At 64.5% G+C, this 13,187-nt stretch carries 12 protein-coding genes; 5 read left to right on the top strand and 7 right to left on the bottom strand.

Translation table 11 applies throughout. The features are described 5' to 3' along the window. The first annotated feature begins 212 nt into the window (after positions 1-212). On the top strand, positions 213-890 hold the full coding sequence (locus KW568_RS17005) for a DUF1028 domain-containing protein (protein WP_004575292.1): 678 nt from the start codon (positions 213-215) through the stop codon (positions 888-890). Then, complete coding sequence (argE, locus tag KW568_RS17000) at positions 883-2,043, top strand: acetylornithine deacetylase (protein WP_004575293.1); 1,161 nt, start codon at positions 883-885, stop codon at positions 2,041-2,043. The genes KW568_RS17005 and argE overlap by 8 nt, the downstream gene beginning before the upstream one ends. Before the next feature lie 42 nt (positions 2,044-2,085). On the opposite strand, the gene KW568_RS16995 is transcribed toward argE, so the two are convergent. The 3 genes from KW568_RS16995 to KW568_RS16985 all read right to left on the bottom strand — a co-directional run bounded on the left by KW568_RS16995 (position 2,086) and on the right by KW568_RS16985 (position 6,485). Then, positions 2,086-3,354, bottom strand: coding sequence for a carbohydrate porin (locus KW568_RS16995; protein WP_004575294.1), 1,269 nt, complete (start codon positions 3,352-3,354; stop codon positions 2,086-2,088). Between the two features lie 100 nt (positions 3,355-3,454). Further along, positions 3,455-5,872: a glucose/quinate/shikimate family membrane-bound PQQ-dependent dehydrogenase gene (locus KW568_RS16990; RefSeq protein WP_004575295.1), complete on the bottom strand. Its 2,418-nt coding sequence runs from the start codon at positions 5,870-5,872 to the stop codon at positions 3,455-3,457. A gap of 262 nt (positions 5,873-6,134) precedes the next feature. Continuing rightward, complete coding sequence (locus KW568_RS16985; protein WP_003247774.1) at positions 6,135-6,485, bottom strand: cupin domain-containing protein; 351 nt, start codon at positions 6,483-6,485, stop codon at positions 6,135-6,137. 117 nt (positions 6,486-6,602) lie between these two features. Between KW568_RS16985 and KW568_RS16980 the strand changes: the two genes are divergently transcribed. Together KW568_RS16980 and KW568_RS16975 are read left to right on the top strand one after the other, a co-directional pair. After that, entirely contained in the window at positions 6,603-7,508 is a 906-nt protein-coding gene (locus KW568_RS16980) for a LysR family transcriptional regulator (RefSeq protein ID WP_004575296.1), read from the top strand. A gap of 106 nt (positions 7,509-7,614) precedes the next feature. Beyond that, positions 7,615-8,814 (top strand): MFS transporter, encoded by a 1,200-nt coding sequence (locus KW568_RS16975; protein WP_004575297.1) that lies wholly within the window; start codon positions 7,615-7,617, stop codon positions 8,812-8,814. A gap of 47 nt (positions 8,815-8,861) precedes the next feature. Here KW568_RS16975 and KW568_RS16970 read toward each other — a convergent pair whose 3' ends face one another. Continuing rightward, a complete protein-coding gene (locus KW568_RS16970; RefSeq protein ID WP_004575298.1) occupies positions 8,862-9,473 on the bottom strand; it encodes a LysE family translocator in 612 nt (203 codons plus the stop codon). A 104-nt stretch (positions 9,474-9,577) separates the two neighbouring features. Between KW568_RS16970 and KW568_RS16965 the strand changes: the two genes are divergently transcribed. Beyond that, the gene (locus KW568_RS16965) at positions 9,578-10,555 is read left to right on the top strand and encodes a GlxA family transcriptional regulator (protein ID WP_004575299.1); all 978 of its coding nucleotides are present in this window, start codon (positions 9,578-9,580) and stop codon (positions 10,553-10,555) included. 1 nt (position 10,556) lies between these two features. Here KW568_RS16965 and KW568_RS16960 read toward each other — a convergent pair whose 3' ends face one another. The 3 genes from KW568_RS16960 to KW568_RS16950 all read right to left on the bottom strand — a co-directional run bounded on the left by KW568_RS16960 (position 10,557) and on the right by KW568_RS16950 (position 13,178). Continuing rightward, entirely contained in the window at positions 10,557-11,408 is an 852-nt protein-coding gene (locus tag KW568_RS16960) for a CAP domain-containing protein (RefSeq protein WP_004575300.1), read from the bottom strand. Between the two features lie 206 nt (positions 11,409-11,614). Next, positions 11,615-12,226 carry a cell wall hydrolase gene (locus tag KW568_RS16955; RefSeq protein ID WP_004575301.1) on the bottom strand — a complete coding sequence of 204 codons (612 nt, stop codon included), beginning with the start codon at positions 12,224-12,226 and terminating at the stop codon, positions 11,615-11,617. Positions 12,227-12,260: 34 nt separating this feature from the next. Continuing rightward, complete coding sequence (locus KW568_RS16950; RefSeq protein WP_003247787.1) at positions 12,261-13,178, bottom strand: AEC family transporter; 918 nt, start codon at positions 13,176-13,178, stop codon at positions 12,261-12,263. Between the last annotated feature and the right edge of the window lie 9 nt (positions 13,179-13,187).

The following is a 13,187-nucleotide window of genomic DNA, read 5'->3' as shown; positions in this document are numbered from 1 at the left end:
TGGTGCTTGCCGATAAAACGGCGAAGGCCTTGATTTCTCTGGCCTGTGGGGCAGGTTGGCCGGGTGGGTGACGTGGTTTTTCGAGCGGGTGCGAAGGGCGGGCCCGTGAGCCTAGTTTTTTCCTGCCTACCCCCTCGGAAAAAGGTCGTTTCGCCCGCCCGAAGGTTCCACTCAGAATGCCGTGTATCGCACAGCACAACAGGAACCATGACATGACGTTCTCCATCATCGGTCGTTGCCAGGAAACCGGCCAGGTCGGTATCGCCATCAGCTCGTCGAGCATCGCCGTGGGGGCTCGTTGCCCCTGGGTGCGTGCCGGTGTGGGCGCGGTCTCGACCCAGAACATCACCCTGCCGGCGCTGGGCCCGCAGATTCTCGATGCCCTGGAGCATGGCCAGTTGCCGCCCGCCGCTGCGCTGGACAGGGTGCTCAGTGCCAATGGCTGGAGTGAGTACCGCCAGGTCACGGTGATCGACAGCCAAGGCCAGGTGGCCTTGTTCACCGGGCGGGAAGCCTTGGGCACACACCATGCAATGGCCGGCGAACAATGCGCGGCGGCTGGCAACCTGCTGTCCTCGACCCAGGTGATCGAAGCCATGGTGCTGGCCTTCGAGCAGGCCGGCGGCCACCTGGCCGACCGCCTGCTGGCAGCCATGCACGCGGCGATGGCAGCGGGTGGCGAAGCCGGGCCCGTGCACTCGGCGGCGCTGAAGATTGCTGGCGAGCTGACCTGGCCGCTGGTGGACCTGCGCGTCGACTGGGCCGACAGCGACCCGATCGGCGTGCTCGATGGCCTGTGGCAAGCCTATCGCCCGCAGATGCAGGATTACGTCACCCGCGCCCTCAACCCGACCGCCGCGCCACGTTATGGGGTGCCGGGCGATGAGTGAATTTGCCAGTCGCGCACTGCTGGCCCGGCTGATCGGCTTTGCCACGGTGAGCCGCGACTCCAACCTGGCGCTGATCGGTTTTATCCGTGATTACCTGGCCGAGCTGGGGGTGGCGTGCGAGCTGTTCCATAACCCGGAGGGCACCAAGGCCAATTTGTTCGCCACTGTCGGCCCCGGGGATGTTGGCGGTGTGGTGCTGTCCGGGCATACCGATGTAGTGCCGGTGGATGGCCAGGCCTGGACGGTCGAGCCGTTCGCCCTGAGTGAGCGTGACGGCCGCCTGTATGGCCGCGGCACGGCCGACATGAAAGGCTTTATCGCCTCGGTGTTGGCTGCTGTGCCCGCGTTTCTCGCGCAGCCGTTGCGCATGCCGGTACACCTGGCGTTTTCCTACGACGAAGAAGTCGGTTGCCTGGGCGTGCGCTCGATGCTGGCTGCCCTCGAACAGCGCCCGTGTAAACCACGGCTGTGCCTGATCGGTGAACCCACCGAACTCAAACCGGTGCTGGGGCACAAGGGCAAGCTGGCAATGCGTTGCCAGGTACAGGGCGCGGCGTGCCATTCGGCGTACGCGCCGTATGGGGTGAACGCCATCGAGTATGCGGCGAAACTGATTGGCAAGTTGGGTGAAATCGGCGAGGCCCTGGCACTGCCGGCTCATCACGACGAGCGCTTCGATCCGCCGTTCTCCACGGTGCAGACCGGGGTGATCAAAGGGGGCAGGGCGCTGAACATCGTGCCGGCCGAGTGCGAGTTCGATTTCGAAGTGCGCGCGCTCCCTGGGTTCGAGGCGCAGGCGGTGGCCGACCAGTTACAAACCTATGCTGAAGCCGAGTTGCTGCCGCGTATGCGCAAGGTCAATACCGCCAGCGCCATTCGCCTGGCGCCGCTGAGTGCCTATCCGGGGCTGGCGACACCGGAAGACAGCGAGGCTGCGCGCTTGGTGGCGCTACTCAGCGGCTCGGATACGTTCGGCACGGTAGCGTTTGGTACCGAAGGTGGCTTGTTCGACCAGGCGGGCATCCCCACCGTGGTGTGCGGCCCTGGCAGCATGGACCAGGGCCATAAGCCGGATGAGTTTGTCAGTGTCGAGCAGTTGCGCGGCTGTGATGCCATGCTGCTGAGACTGGTGGACTACCTCAAACAGGCTTGAGGGTTGCGCCGGCGGATGGGGCCGCGGTGCGGCCCCGGCGGTTCAGAAGGTCGCCTTGACCTGCAGGCCGACCACGAGTGCGTTGTCGATGTCTTTGCCCGAAAACGCCCCTGGCTCGATGATGTATTGCACATCCGGGCGCAGGTTCAGCCATGGCGTGGCCTGGTAGCCGTAGCTCAGTTCGATCAACTGTTCGGCGCTGTCGATATCCGGGAACTGCTGGCCCGCGTTGAACGCGGCATCTTCCAGCACATCGCGGCTACGCGGGTTGGGTACGGCCCGGCCGTAACCCAGTGCCACGGTATCCTTCGGGCGGCCTTCGAACGGCTTGTACAGCACCACGCCGGCGCCATACCACTTGGTGAACGGCGAAGCGGCCTTGCTCGACGCCGAGTACTGGCCGAAGGCGTGCAGGCTTCGGCCTGGGGAGGCCTGGTCGTTCCACACCGCCTGGTCGACCAGCAGGTAATGTCCACCCCGGCCGGACACTTCATCATCGCTGCCGATGCGTTTCACATCAGAGCTGTCGTAGTAGTAACCAAGCTTGTACTCGCCTGGCAGTTCACCCTGCAGCTTGTATACCAGTTCTACCGGTACCACGGTGCCGGTGGTGTGCTTGGGCCCCAGGTGCCAAGCGCGGCTGGAGTTGCCGTTGCTTTCGGGGTCGACGTTGAACGCCGCCACGCGCAACTGCCAGGCAGGTGACAGGTCGTACTTCACCCGCACGCCGAGGTGGGCGTTGGGGTAATTGGTCCAGCCACTGCCGCCCGACATGTTCAGCGGGTGGCCGCAGAAGCCGGCGTTCATGAAGTTGCACAGGATGCCGCTGTCCAAGCCGCCGAGGTCGTTGCCCATGGCCATGTAGCCGAGTTTTACGTTGAGCGCCGGGGTGAACAGCGTGCGCTCGTAGCTCAGCTCGGTCAGGCGGGTGTACAGGCCGCCGAAGTTTTCCTGGATTGGCAGGCGGTTGCCTACCAGGTCTTCCGAGGCGCTGTTGCCGCGGCGGTCGTTGATGGTCAGCTGGACCTTGCCGCCGTTGTCCAGGCCGTACAGTTTCGACAGGTCGAACTGCACGCCCAGCTTGACGTTCTGCGAATAGCGCGCCGAACGGTGCAGGCCGCCATGGGCGTTGTAGGCGGTTTCACCGCTGTAGTCGCCGGTGATCTTGACGCCGTCTTCTTCGAGTTGATGACGCAGGCCGCCCCAGTCACCGGTCAGGGTGCTGCGGGTCATGAGGTCGTCGTTGGCAAGTGCGGTGGTGCTGGCCAGGGCCAGCAGCAGGGTGGGGGTGATGCGAATTGCGGATGGCATTACAGAATCTCGGATTGTCTTTGAGGGGCATTCGCGGGCAAGCCCGCTCCTACAGGGGCCTTGTAGGAGCGGGCTTGCCCGCGAAGCAGGCGACGCGGTCTTACGGCAGAGCGTAAGAAATCACATAGTCGCCGCGGTCAGTCGACTGGCGGGCGCCGCCAGCGGTGATCACCACGTACTGCTTGCCGGTCTTCGGCGAGACGTAGGTCATCGGGCCGCCCTGGCTGCCTACTGGCAGGCGAGCCTTCCAGATTTCGTTACCGTTGCTGCTGTCGTAGGCACGCAGGTAGAAGTCCTGGGTGCCGGCGATGAACACCAGGCCGCCCTGGGTAGACAGGGTGCCGCCCAGCGTTGGCAGGCCGATCTTGATCGGCAGGTGCATGCGGATGCCGAGCGGGCCGGTGTCTTCAACGGTACCCACCGGCACCTGCCAGGCCACCTGGCGGGTCTTCATGTCGATGGCGGTCAGGGTGCCGAACGGCGGTGCCTGGCATGGAATGCCGGCGACCGACAGGAAGCGGTTCTTGTTCACGGCATACGGGGTGCCCTTGAGCGGTACCGCGCCCATGCCAGTGTTCAGTGCTTCGCCACCGGAAGCCGCGCCACCTTTGTTCTGCGACGGGATCATCTGGATCCACAGGCCCAGACGCATGTCGTTGACGAAGATGAAGCCATGTACCGGGTCGGTAGAAATGCTGCCCCAGTTCATGCCACCCAGCGAACCCGGGAAGCTCAGCGACAGGTCGGTACCCGGCGCGGTGTACAGGCCGTCGTAGCGCATCTTCTTGAAGTCGATGCGGCACAGCAGTTGGTCATACGGGGTGGCGCCCCACATGTCCGATTCGGTCAGGGTCTGCGCGCCGATCTGCGGCATGCCCACCGACTTGGGCTGGGTAGGGGAGTACGGCTCGTTCGGGATGTTGCTTGGCTTGACCGGTACTTCGTCGACCTGGGTCAGCGGCTTGCCGGTGGCACGGTCGAGCACGTAGATCTGCCCGGCCTTGGTGCCGATCACCACCGCAGGTACCGACTGGCCGTCGTCCTTGGTGAAGTCGATCAGGCTCGGCTGCATCGGCAGGTCGAAGTCCCACAGGTCGTTGTGCACCGTCTGGAACACCCACTTCTGGTTGCCGGTGGCGGCATCCAGGGCCAGCACCGAAGCGCCGTAGGTGTGGTCCAGCTTGCTGCGTTCAACACCGTAGATGTCGGTGGAGGACGAGCCCATCGGCAGGAACACGGTGTTCATCGCCGGGTCATAGGACATCGGTGCCCAGCTGTTCGGGGTGCTGCGCACGTAGGTCTTGTCGCCCTGCGGAGCCTGGCGGTCTTCCGGGTTGCCCGGGTCGAAGGCCCAGCGCATTTCACCGGTGATCACGTCAAAGCCGCGGATCACGCCGCCTGGCATATCGGTCTGGACGTTGTCGGCAACACGGCCGCCGACCACTACGGTAGTGCCGGCCATCAGCGGTGCCGAAGACAGCTGGTAGTAGGAGTCTGGCACGTTACCCAGGCCGGCCATCAGGTTGACCTGGCCGTTGTTGCCGAAGCCCTGGCAGAACTCGCCGGTGTCGGCGTCGACGGCAATCAGGCGGCCATCGATGGTGTTGGTCAGCAGGCGACGCTGGCAGTTGGCGCCAGCCGGTACGGTACCGCCGGTGACCGGCGAGCTGTTCGGCTGGGTCGGTTGGGCGATGGCGGCGGTGGCGTCGAAGTACGCCATGCCACGGCAGCGCTGCCAGACCTTGGACTGGGCGTTGATTTCGTTCTTCCACAGCTCTTTGCCTGTGTCGGCATCGAGTGCGATCAGGTTGTTGTGCGGGGTGCAGATGAACACCTTGCTGCCGATCTGCAGCGGGGTGAGCTGGTCTTCGGCACCGTTGCCGTCACTGATCGCGACGTCGCCGGTGTGGTAGGTCCAGGCCACTTTCAGCTTGTTGACGTTGTCACGGTTGATCTGGTCCAGCGCGGCGAAGCGGCTGCCACCTTCGGTGTTGCCGTAGTGGGCCCAGTCTTTCTGTTCCTTGCCGGCTTCGACCGGGGTCATGCCCGGGCCCTTGCCGGTGGGGGCGACGCTTGGGTGGGCAACGAACATGTTGCCGACCGCGATCACCAGTACCACGGCCATTACCCCGGCTACGCCGTACGCTCCGCGCCCGGCGCTGGCGCCGTTGGCACGCGCCAGCAGCGGGTAGACCAGGGCCACGACCATGCCGATTGCGCCGAACATGAACAGGCGCGAGAACAGCGGCCAGAACACCAGGCCCGCATCGATCAGTGCCCAGATGGCAGTACCGACCAGGAACACGGCATACAGCCAGGCGCCCGCCTTCTTGCGGCGAGCAATGAGGACACCGGCGATGGCCATGGCCAAGCCGCCGATCAGGAAGTACCAGGAACCGCCCAGACCGGCGAGCTTGACGCCGCCAGCAGCGAGGAGGAGGCCGAGCAGGGCGATGATCACGCCCAGGCCGACCAGGATGAAGTGTGTGGCGCCAGAGGCGCGCGGTGTTTCTTTCATGCCAGGGATCTCAGCAGGTGGAATGCGCGCAGTTTAAGCCCTTAGCTTGCTAATTAACAAGTTGGTACATAATTGAGCGAGGCTGATTGTCGCAGGGCTGAACTTACGAAGATGTGGCTAAAAGTATAGATAATGTGCTGAAAAACGCATTGAACGGGGCGTTTATGATGCCTCTTCGATTTGTATTCATGCTTTGGTCGTAAGCCCAACCTTGCACGGCGAAGGGACAACTGCGCCTTGTGCACGGGCCGGCATGGCCCCTTCAGGCCGGCCATGGGGTGCTGCTGCTATAGAACACCGCGAGCCAGATGGTGGCCGTGCCGGGTGCGGTCCATTCCACGCGGTGGCGGTCGTGCGGGGGGATGTCCAGACAATCGCCCGGCGCCAGCAGGCGGGTGTGGTGCTCGTGCTCGAAACGCAGGGCGGCAGCACCACTGAGCAACATGATCCACTCGCCTTCGGCCTGGTCGTACCAGAAGCCGGGTGGGCTGGCCTGCCCGCTGGAGACGATACGCTCCACGCGGATGCCCGGGCGGCTGAGCAATTCGTCGACACGTTCGGCGCTGGCGGGATCGCAGGGCGGCAGGGCGGTCAGCAGGTTGTTCAGGGTCATGGTAAGCCTCCTTGGAAATGGGGTGATTCCACTATGGACGCAATCGCCTTGACGCGCGCGGCTTGACCCGCCCGGCTGTTTGTAAGAACTTTCCGAGTTTTGGAAGACGGGCTGAACATGGACAAGCTGCTGGCGATGAAAATGTTCGTGGCCACTGTCGATGCCCAAGGCTTTTCTGCTGCCGCGCGCAGGCTAGGGCTGGCGACATCGTCGGTGACACGTCTGGTCGATGCCCTGGAAGCGTCGCTGGGCGCCACCTTGCTCAACCGCTCGACGCGCCAGGTCAGCCTGACCGAGGCCGGCGCCCGTTACTACCAGCGGGCACGGGGCATTTTTGAAGCACTGGACGAGGCGGATGCCAGCATCGCCGATCGCGGCGAGGAGCCTGTGGGTGTACTGCGCCTGAGCCTGCCAGTGGAGTTCGGCCGGCGGGTCATCGCCCCGCACCTGGGGCCATTCCTGGCGCAGCACCCGGCGCTGGAACTGGACATCGACCTCAGTGACCGGCTGGACGATTTGCTTGACGGGCGCTATGACCTGTCGATTCGCCTGGGCGACCCCTCGCCTAATGACGAGTTGGTGTGCCGCCGGCTCGGCCGTTTTCAGCGTTGGCTGGTGGCCAGCCCGGCTTACCTGGCCGGGCGTGAGCCACTGCAGCATCCCCGGGAGCTGCTTGACCATGCCTGCCTGCGCTTTCGCTATGGGCAGAAGGCGCGCCCCTGGCGCCTGACCTGTGGCCAGGACAGCCTGGAACTGGACGTAAGTGGGCCCCTGCGCAGCGCCAATGCCGACATGTTGCGTGAAACGGCACTGGCAGGCAGTGGTATCGCACTGCTGGCCGATTGGCTGGTACGCGAGGATGTGTTGGCAGGGCGCCTGCAGCGGGTCTTCCCCGACTGGCAGGCCAGCCCTGGCATGGCCAATAACAGCATCAACGCCTTGTATATGCCCAACCACCGGGGCTCACGGCGAGTCAACGCATTCATCGACTTTTGCGAAAATTTGCTCATACACGGTCACTAGTGTTGCGCAGCGCGCAAAGCCGCATTGCGCCACCGCGGGATTCTCGGCGCTGACGTCCATGGGTAAGGTGGCCGACATATACCCACCCCTTGTCGAGGAACTTCGCATGAACCCCTCCCTTGCGACAGCGCAACCGGCCGCCGCCAGCCTGAGCCGGGCTCTGGTAGTGCTGCTGGCGTTCTGCTGCGGCGCGATCGTCGCCAACATCTACTACGCCCAGCCCATCGTCGGGCTGATCGCCCCCGACCTGGGGCTGTCCACCGAGCATGCCAGCCTCATCGTTTCGCTCACGCAGTTGGGCTATGCCCTGGGCCTGTTATTGCTGGTGCCGCTGGCCGACCTGCTGGAAAACCGCCGCCTGATGGTGGCCACCGCGGTCCTGGCCTGCGTCAGCCTGCTGCTGGCGGGCACCAGCAGCAGTGGCCAGGGTCAGCTGTTCCTGGGTTATGCATTGCTGATCGGCTTCAGTTCGGTGTCGGTGCAGATGCTTATCCCGCTGGCGGCGCATCTGGCGCCGGAACAGCAGCGTGGTCGTGTGGTCGGTAACATCATGGGCGGCTTGCTGCTGGGCATCCTGCTGGCGCGACCGCTGTCGAGCGTGGTGGCCGACCACTTCGGCTGGCGTGCGGTGTTCATTGGCGCCGCCGGGGTAATGCTGGCGATCATCCTGTTGCTGTCATTGACCTTGCCGCAGCGGCGGCCCGAGCACAAAGCCAGCTATGCCGGGCTGATGCTGTCGCTGCTCACACTGCTGCGTCGTTATCCGCTGTTGCGCCAGCGTTCGTTGTACCAGGCATTGATGTTTGCAGCGTTCAGCCTTTACTGGACGGCGGTGCCGATGGCGCTTGCCGGTGAGCATGGCCTGTCACAGAGCCAGATCGCTGTGTTCGCCCTTGTCGGCGCGGTGGGTGCCGTTGCTGCGCCCATGGCCGGCCGCCTGGCCGATGCCGGGCATGCCCGGGCCGGCTCGCTGCTGGCGCTGCTGCTGGCGCCGGCGGCCTTGTTGCTGGGGCTGACAGTGCCGGGATACAGCGTGATTGGCCTGGGCCTTACCGGCGTGTTGCTGGACTTTGCGGTGCAGATGAACATGGTCATCGGCCAGCGTGAAGTGTACGCACTGGACCCTGCCAGCCGCGGGCGGCTGAATGCGGTGTACATGACCAGCATCTTCCTCGGCGGGGCGCTGGGGTCGGCGGTGGCCAGTGCGCTGTTCAGCCAGTTTGGTTGGCATGGCGTGGCACTGGTGGGGGCGGGGTTGCCGGGTGTGGCGCTGGTTGTGTTTCTACTCAAAGCACGCCGGGGTTGAACCGTTACGCGGTGGTGGCACGGGTTTCACCCGTGTTCGCGGGCCCGCTATCGGCCAAGCGGCAGCGCCAGGCCAATCAAGGCAAACAGGCTCCCGCAGCAGCGATTGAAACCTTTGCCACCCTTGGCCAGCCATGGTCGAATGCGAAACGCCAGGCGCGCCAGCAGGTATTCGACCAGGCACTCGACGCTGGCAAAGGTCGCGGCCATCACCGCAAATTGCAGCACCAGCCCTCGCTGTGGGTCGATGAACTGCGGCAGGAAGGCACCATAGAACAGCAGCACCTTGGGGTTCGCCATGGCCGAAAGCAGGCCTTGGCGAAACAGCCCGGCATTGCCCAGCCGCGCGCTGTGCGCGGTCAGTTCCAGCTGCAGGCCTGGACTGCGCCACAGTTGAATGCCCAGCCAGATCAAATAAGCCCCGCCCACCCACTTCAGGACGCCCAGCACCGCCGCCGAGGTTTGGAGCAGTGCGCTGAGGCCGAACATGGTCAAGGCGATGAGGGCGCTGAAACCCAATACCCCGCCCACGATGGTGAACAGCGTTCGCCGTGCGCCATAGCGCGCGCCATGGGTCAATGCCAACAGGCTGTTAGGCCCCGGGGTCAGCGACAGGCCGATGCTGGCCAGCAGGTAGATGAGCCAGGTATCCAGTGCCATGTTGAAAACTGCCTTGTTCGAGAGAGGGCGACAGTCTATGGCGCAACGCTCAAGCTGAAAGGGTATTATCTGGTCATACAAGAGTCTTTTCTGGACGTGGTTTCATGCCGCCCGACATCCGCTTGCTGATCATGCCGTTACCGGATTTTGCCCTGCTGCCGTTTGGCGCCTTTCTCGACAAATTGCGCTTCAGCGCCGACGACGAGGACTACAGCCAGCAACGCTATTGCAGCTGGACAGTGGCGGGGCTCAGCCTTGAGCCGGTACCGTCAAGCAGTGGCGCGGTGCTGCAGGTCGAGGCCATTGCCGATCAGCTCGACCTCGCCCTTTTCGACTACCTGGTGGTGTTCGGCGGTCGCAGTGCCATGGCCACCGCGGCGCTGGCGCCACGTTACCAGGCGTTGCTCAGGCAGGCCGCCAAGGCGGGAGTCAAGCTGGTGGGGGTCGACAATGGCGCCTTCCTGCTGGCTGCCTGCGGCCTGCTGCAGGGGCACAAGGTGGTGGTGCACTGGCGTCACGAAGCCGAGTTTCGTGCTGCTTTTCCGCAGTTGCAGCTGCTGCGCGAGCAGTTGTACTGCATCGATGGCAACCGCATCACGTGCGCCGGTGGCACTGCCGCCATAGACCTGGCCGTTGCACTACTGTCACGCGCTTGCGGGCGAACCCGTGCGCTCAAAGGGCTGGCTGACATGCTGGTGGACGAGACCCGCGACAGCCGTCACGCCTTGCGCTCGCTGGAGCTGGGTGCTGGTCAGGGGCGCCAGGTGCAACGGGCGCAAGCACTGATGCGTCATCACCTGGGCACACCGTTGGCCGTGGAGCAACTGGCCGCAGAACTGGGCATCAGCCGGCGTCAACTGGACCGGCAGTTCCAGGCCAGCCACGGCATGAGCACCAAGGCCTGGTGGCTGGAGATGCGCTTGCAGCAGGCGCGCTGGCGTTTGCTCAACTCCAGCCACAGCCTGGCGCAGATTGCCGATGAGGTGGGCCTGGGTGATGCCAGCTACCTTGGCAAGTGCGTGCGGCGTCGGTTTGGGTGTACGGCCCTGCAGTTGCGTGCAGGTCATTACCCGCTCACGTGATCTACTGCGGCGTCCCGAACAACCCTGTCCAGTAGATCCCTGCATCGCTCTTGGGGTCTATCGCATAGGCAGCGCCCAATTCACGGAAGTCCGGATTCATCAGCGTGGCGCAGTGCCCCGGGCTGTCCAGCCAGCCGTTGACGACCTTTTGCGCGGTGTCACGCCCGGCGGTGATATTTTCGCCGATCTGCTGGTACAGGTACCCGGCCAGTTCCGCCCGGTCACCGGGTGTGCGGCCATCTTTGTCGATGTGGTCGAAGAAGTTCTGGTTGGCCATGGCCCGTGTGTGGTTGGCGGCGACCTCCGCCAGCACTGTGCTCCAGCTCAGTGCCGGGGCGGCGGCAAACGGCTGGCCACCGCATTGCCGTGGCACCTTGCGCGCGGCGTTGACCTCCTGCAGCACCTTCTGTCCCTCGGCCTGCCAGTCGCCCAGGCGGCCGCTGAGCAGCGGCCGTGCCAGCACGATGCGCCAGTCGCGGCCCTCCTGGCTGACGCCGATATCGACGAATTGCGGGTCGAGCACCACCTGGCAGAAGCTTTCCTCGATGGCATGCATGGCGGCGCGTGCGTCGCGTGGCCCCGACAGGCTGATGGCCTGGACGCTGACCATGGGGTAGGCGGCGCGGGTCATGGCCTGTTGCAGGTCGCGGGTGCCCTCTGGCGACAGCGCTAGGCGTGTGTCGCTGTTGAGCGGCGGCAGTTCCAACGACGCCTCGCCACCGCAGGGCTGGGCCTTGCTGCGGTAGACATTGATCGAATCGATCAACTGCGCCTCTTCGCCGGTGGCTGCCAGCGCCCCGGTCGAAACGACCAGGCCCAGTGACAAGGCGACAACGGATGTCAGGACGCGCATGTGGATCTCCCTATGACTGGCAGCGTCGTGGTGTGCGCTGCTCATCCTACACAAGCCCGGGGCTTTTGGCCCGAGGTCGTGCAAGGCAATGAAAACACCGGCAATCGTTACTGGCGGCAAAAGAGGGAGTAGACCCCAGGCCCGTGGAAAAGTGCGGTCAGGTGCCAGTCATTCGCATCGGGCCGGCGTTGTCAGCCGTTTACGCGTCAATGGGCCAACGCCTGGTTCGGCTTGTAGAACAGGAAGTGGGTGGTCTGCGCGGTCTTGCGATAAGCCTTCGCCCAGTCGGGGCGCACCGTGCGGTCGTGAAAGTACAATGCGCCGCCGGTGGGGTCTTTCAACTGCTGGTTCAGCGCCTTGCGTGCGATCTCTTTGGCAATGTCGTAGCGTTGCGGTTCCTCGACCTGGTCCGGGCGCCCGTCACACCACCATGAGAACTGACAGGCCTTGGTCTCCACACCCTGTTTGACTACCGCGCAGATGGTGTCGGGAAAGCCATCGTGGCCCAGGCGGTTGAGCACCACACTGGCCACCGCGGTCATGTCTTTGGCGTCGGCGCCCTTGGCTTCCCAGTAGATGGTACGTGCCAGGCAGGTGATGCTGTCATCCAGCGGCGCCTGGCCAGCCGGGTCCACTGCCTGCGTTTCGCCTGGGGTCAGTTTCTCTGCCTTCCTGGGGGGCGGCGCATCTTCGACGACCTTTTCTTCAAGCACTGCGGCCTTGTCCTCGGCAACGGCGGCTTTGGCTGGATCAGCGGCATACAGGGGGGCTGCGAGCAGGGCCGAGGTCAAGCCGATCAGCATCAAGTGAAGGCGCATGGGCACATTACCAGGCAGTGGGCAGAATTTCAGTCTAGCCAAGCGTAAGCATTAATACCAAAGGCAGGGTGGCGGCCGCAGCCACGGTCTGCAGGGCGATGAGGGTGGCCATCAGTGGCGCATTGCCGCCCATTTGCCGGGCCATGACATAAGATGACGAAGCGGTTGGCAGCGCCTGGAACAACACCGCCACCACCGCTGCCTGGCCACTCAGGCCGAGCAGCCGGCAAACGCCCCAGGTGGTCAGTGGCATGACCAGGAACTTGAACGTCGATGCTGCCATCAGCGGCCGTACCTGCTGGCCGAGGCTGGCGCCGCCCAGGGCAGCGCCGACACACAGCAGGCCCAAAGGCAGTGCGGCCTGGCCCAAGGCCTTGACCGTGGCGTCGATACCGGCCGGCAAGCCCAGCCCCGTGGCCCGTAGCACCAGCCCCCCTGCGCAGCCGACGATCAACGGGTTGGCGAAGATCGCCCGAAGCACTGTGGCGGGCGAACTGTGACGGGCGCTGAAGCGGGCAAACACCAGCACGCAGAGCAGGTTGACCAAGGGCACGATGGCAGCGTTGGCCACCGCCGCCAGGGCAATCCCGGCGCTGCCGTAGATGCCCGCAGCCAGGGTGGCACCGATGTAGTTGTTGAAGCGGATACCGCCCTGAAACACCGAGGTGAAGTCGGCACCCTCATGGTTCGCCGCGCCCTGATACAGCATCAGCAATACGGCACCGGCCAGGGTCGAGAGCATCAGTGCGCCGGCCATGCCAAGCACCGGTATGCCATCGAGGTTGGCAGTGGCCAGGCCATGGAGGAACAGCGACGGCAGCAGGACGTAGTAGCTCAGGCGCTCGGCGCCAGGCCAGAAGCTCTCGGCAAGAAAACCGCGAAGGCGCAGGAAGGTACCCAGCGCTATCAGCAGAATGATGGGGAGCAGGGTGGTCAGCAGCAAGTGCAGCATGGTCAGCAT

It is taken from the genome of Pseudomonas sp. HD6515 (genome assembly GCF_024971855.1).
Classification (GTDB): domain Bacteria; phylum Pseudomonadota; class Gammaproteobacteria; order Pseudomonadales; family Pseudomonadaceae; genus Aquipseudomonas; species Aquipseudomonas alloputida.
The sequence above is the reverse complement of the archived record's forward strand: the minus strand, read 5'-3'. Positions and strand labels throughout refer to the sequence as shown.

Coding starts and splice junctions, on each gene's coding strand:
- KW568_RS16975 (WP_004575297.1), top strand. CDS start 7,615: ATGAACCCCTCCCTTGCGACAGCGCAACCGGCCGCCGCCAGCCTGAGC.
- argE (WP_004575293.1), top strand. CDS start 883: ATGAGTGAATTTGCCAGTCGCGCACTGCTGGCCCGGCTGATCGGCTTT.
- KW568_RS16985 (WP_003247774.1), bottom strand. CDS start 6,485: ATGACCCTGAACAACCTGCTGACCGCCCTGCCGCCCTGCGATCCCGCC.
- KW568_RS17005 (WP_004575292.1), top strand. CDS start 213: ATGACGTTCTCCATCATCGGTCGTTGCCAGGAAACCGGCCAGGTCGGT.
- KW568_RS16950 (WP_003247787.1), bottom strand. CDS start 13,178: ATGCTGCACTTGCTGCTGACCACCCTGCTCCCCATCATTCTGCTGATA.
- KW568_RS16960 (WP_004575300.1), bottom strand. CDS start 11,408: ATGCGCGTCCTGACATCCGTTGTCGCCTTGTCACTGGGCCTGGTCGTT.
- KW568_RS16955 (WP_004575301.1), bottom strand. CDS start 12,226: ATGCGCCTTCACTTGATGCTGATCGGCTTGACCTCGGCCCTGCTCGCA.
- KW568_RS16990 (WP_004575295.1), bottom strand. CDS start 5,872: ATGAAAGAAACACCGCGCGCCTCTGGCGCCACACACTTCATCCTGGTC.
- KW568_RS16980 (WP_004575296.1), top strand. CDS start 6,603: ATGGACAAGCTGCTGGCGATGAAAATGTTCGTGGCCACTGTCGATGCC.
- KW568_RS16965 (WP_004575299.1), top strand. CDS start 9,578: ATGCCGCCCGACATCCGCTTGCTGATCATGCCGTTACCGGATTTTGCC.
- KW568_RS16970 (WP_004575298.1), bottom strand. CDS start 9,473: ATGGCACTGGATACCTGGCTCATCTACCTGCTGGCCAGCATCGGCCTG.
- KW568_RS16995 (WP_004575294.1), bottom strand. CDS start 3,354: ATGCCATCCGCAATTCGCATCACCCCCACCCTGCTGCTGGCCCTGGCC.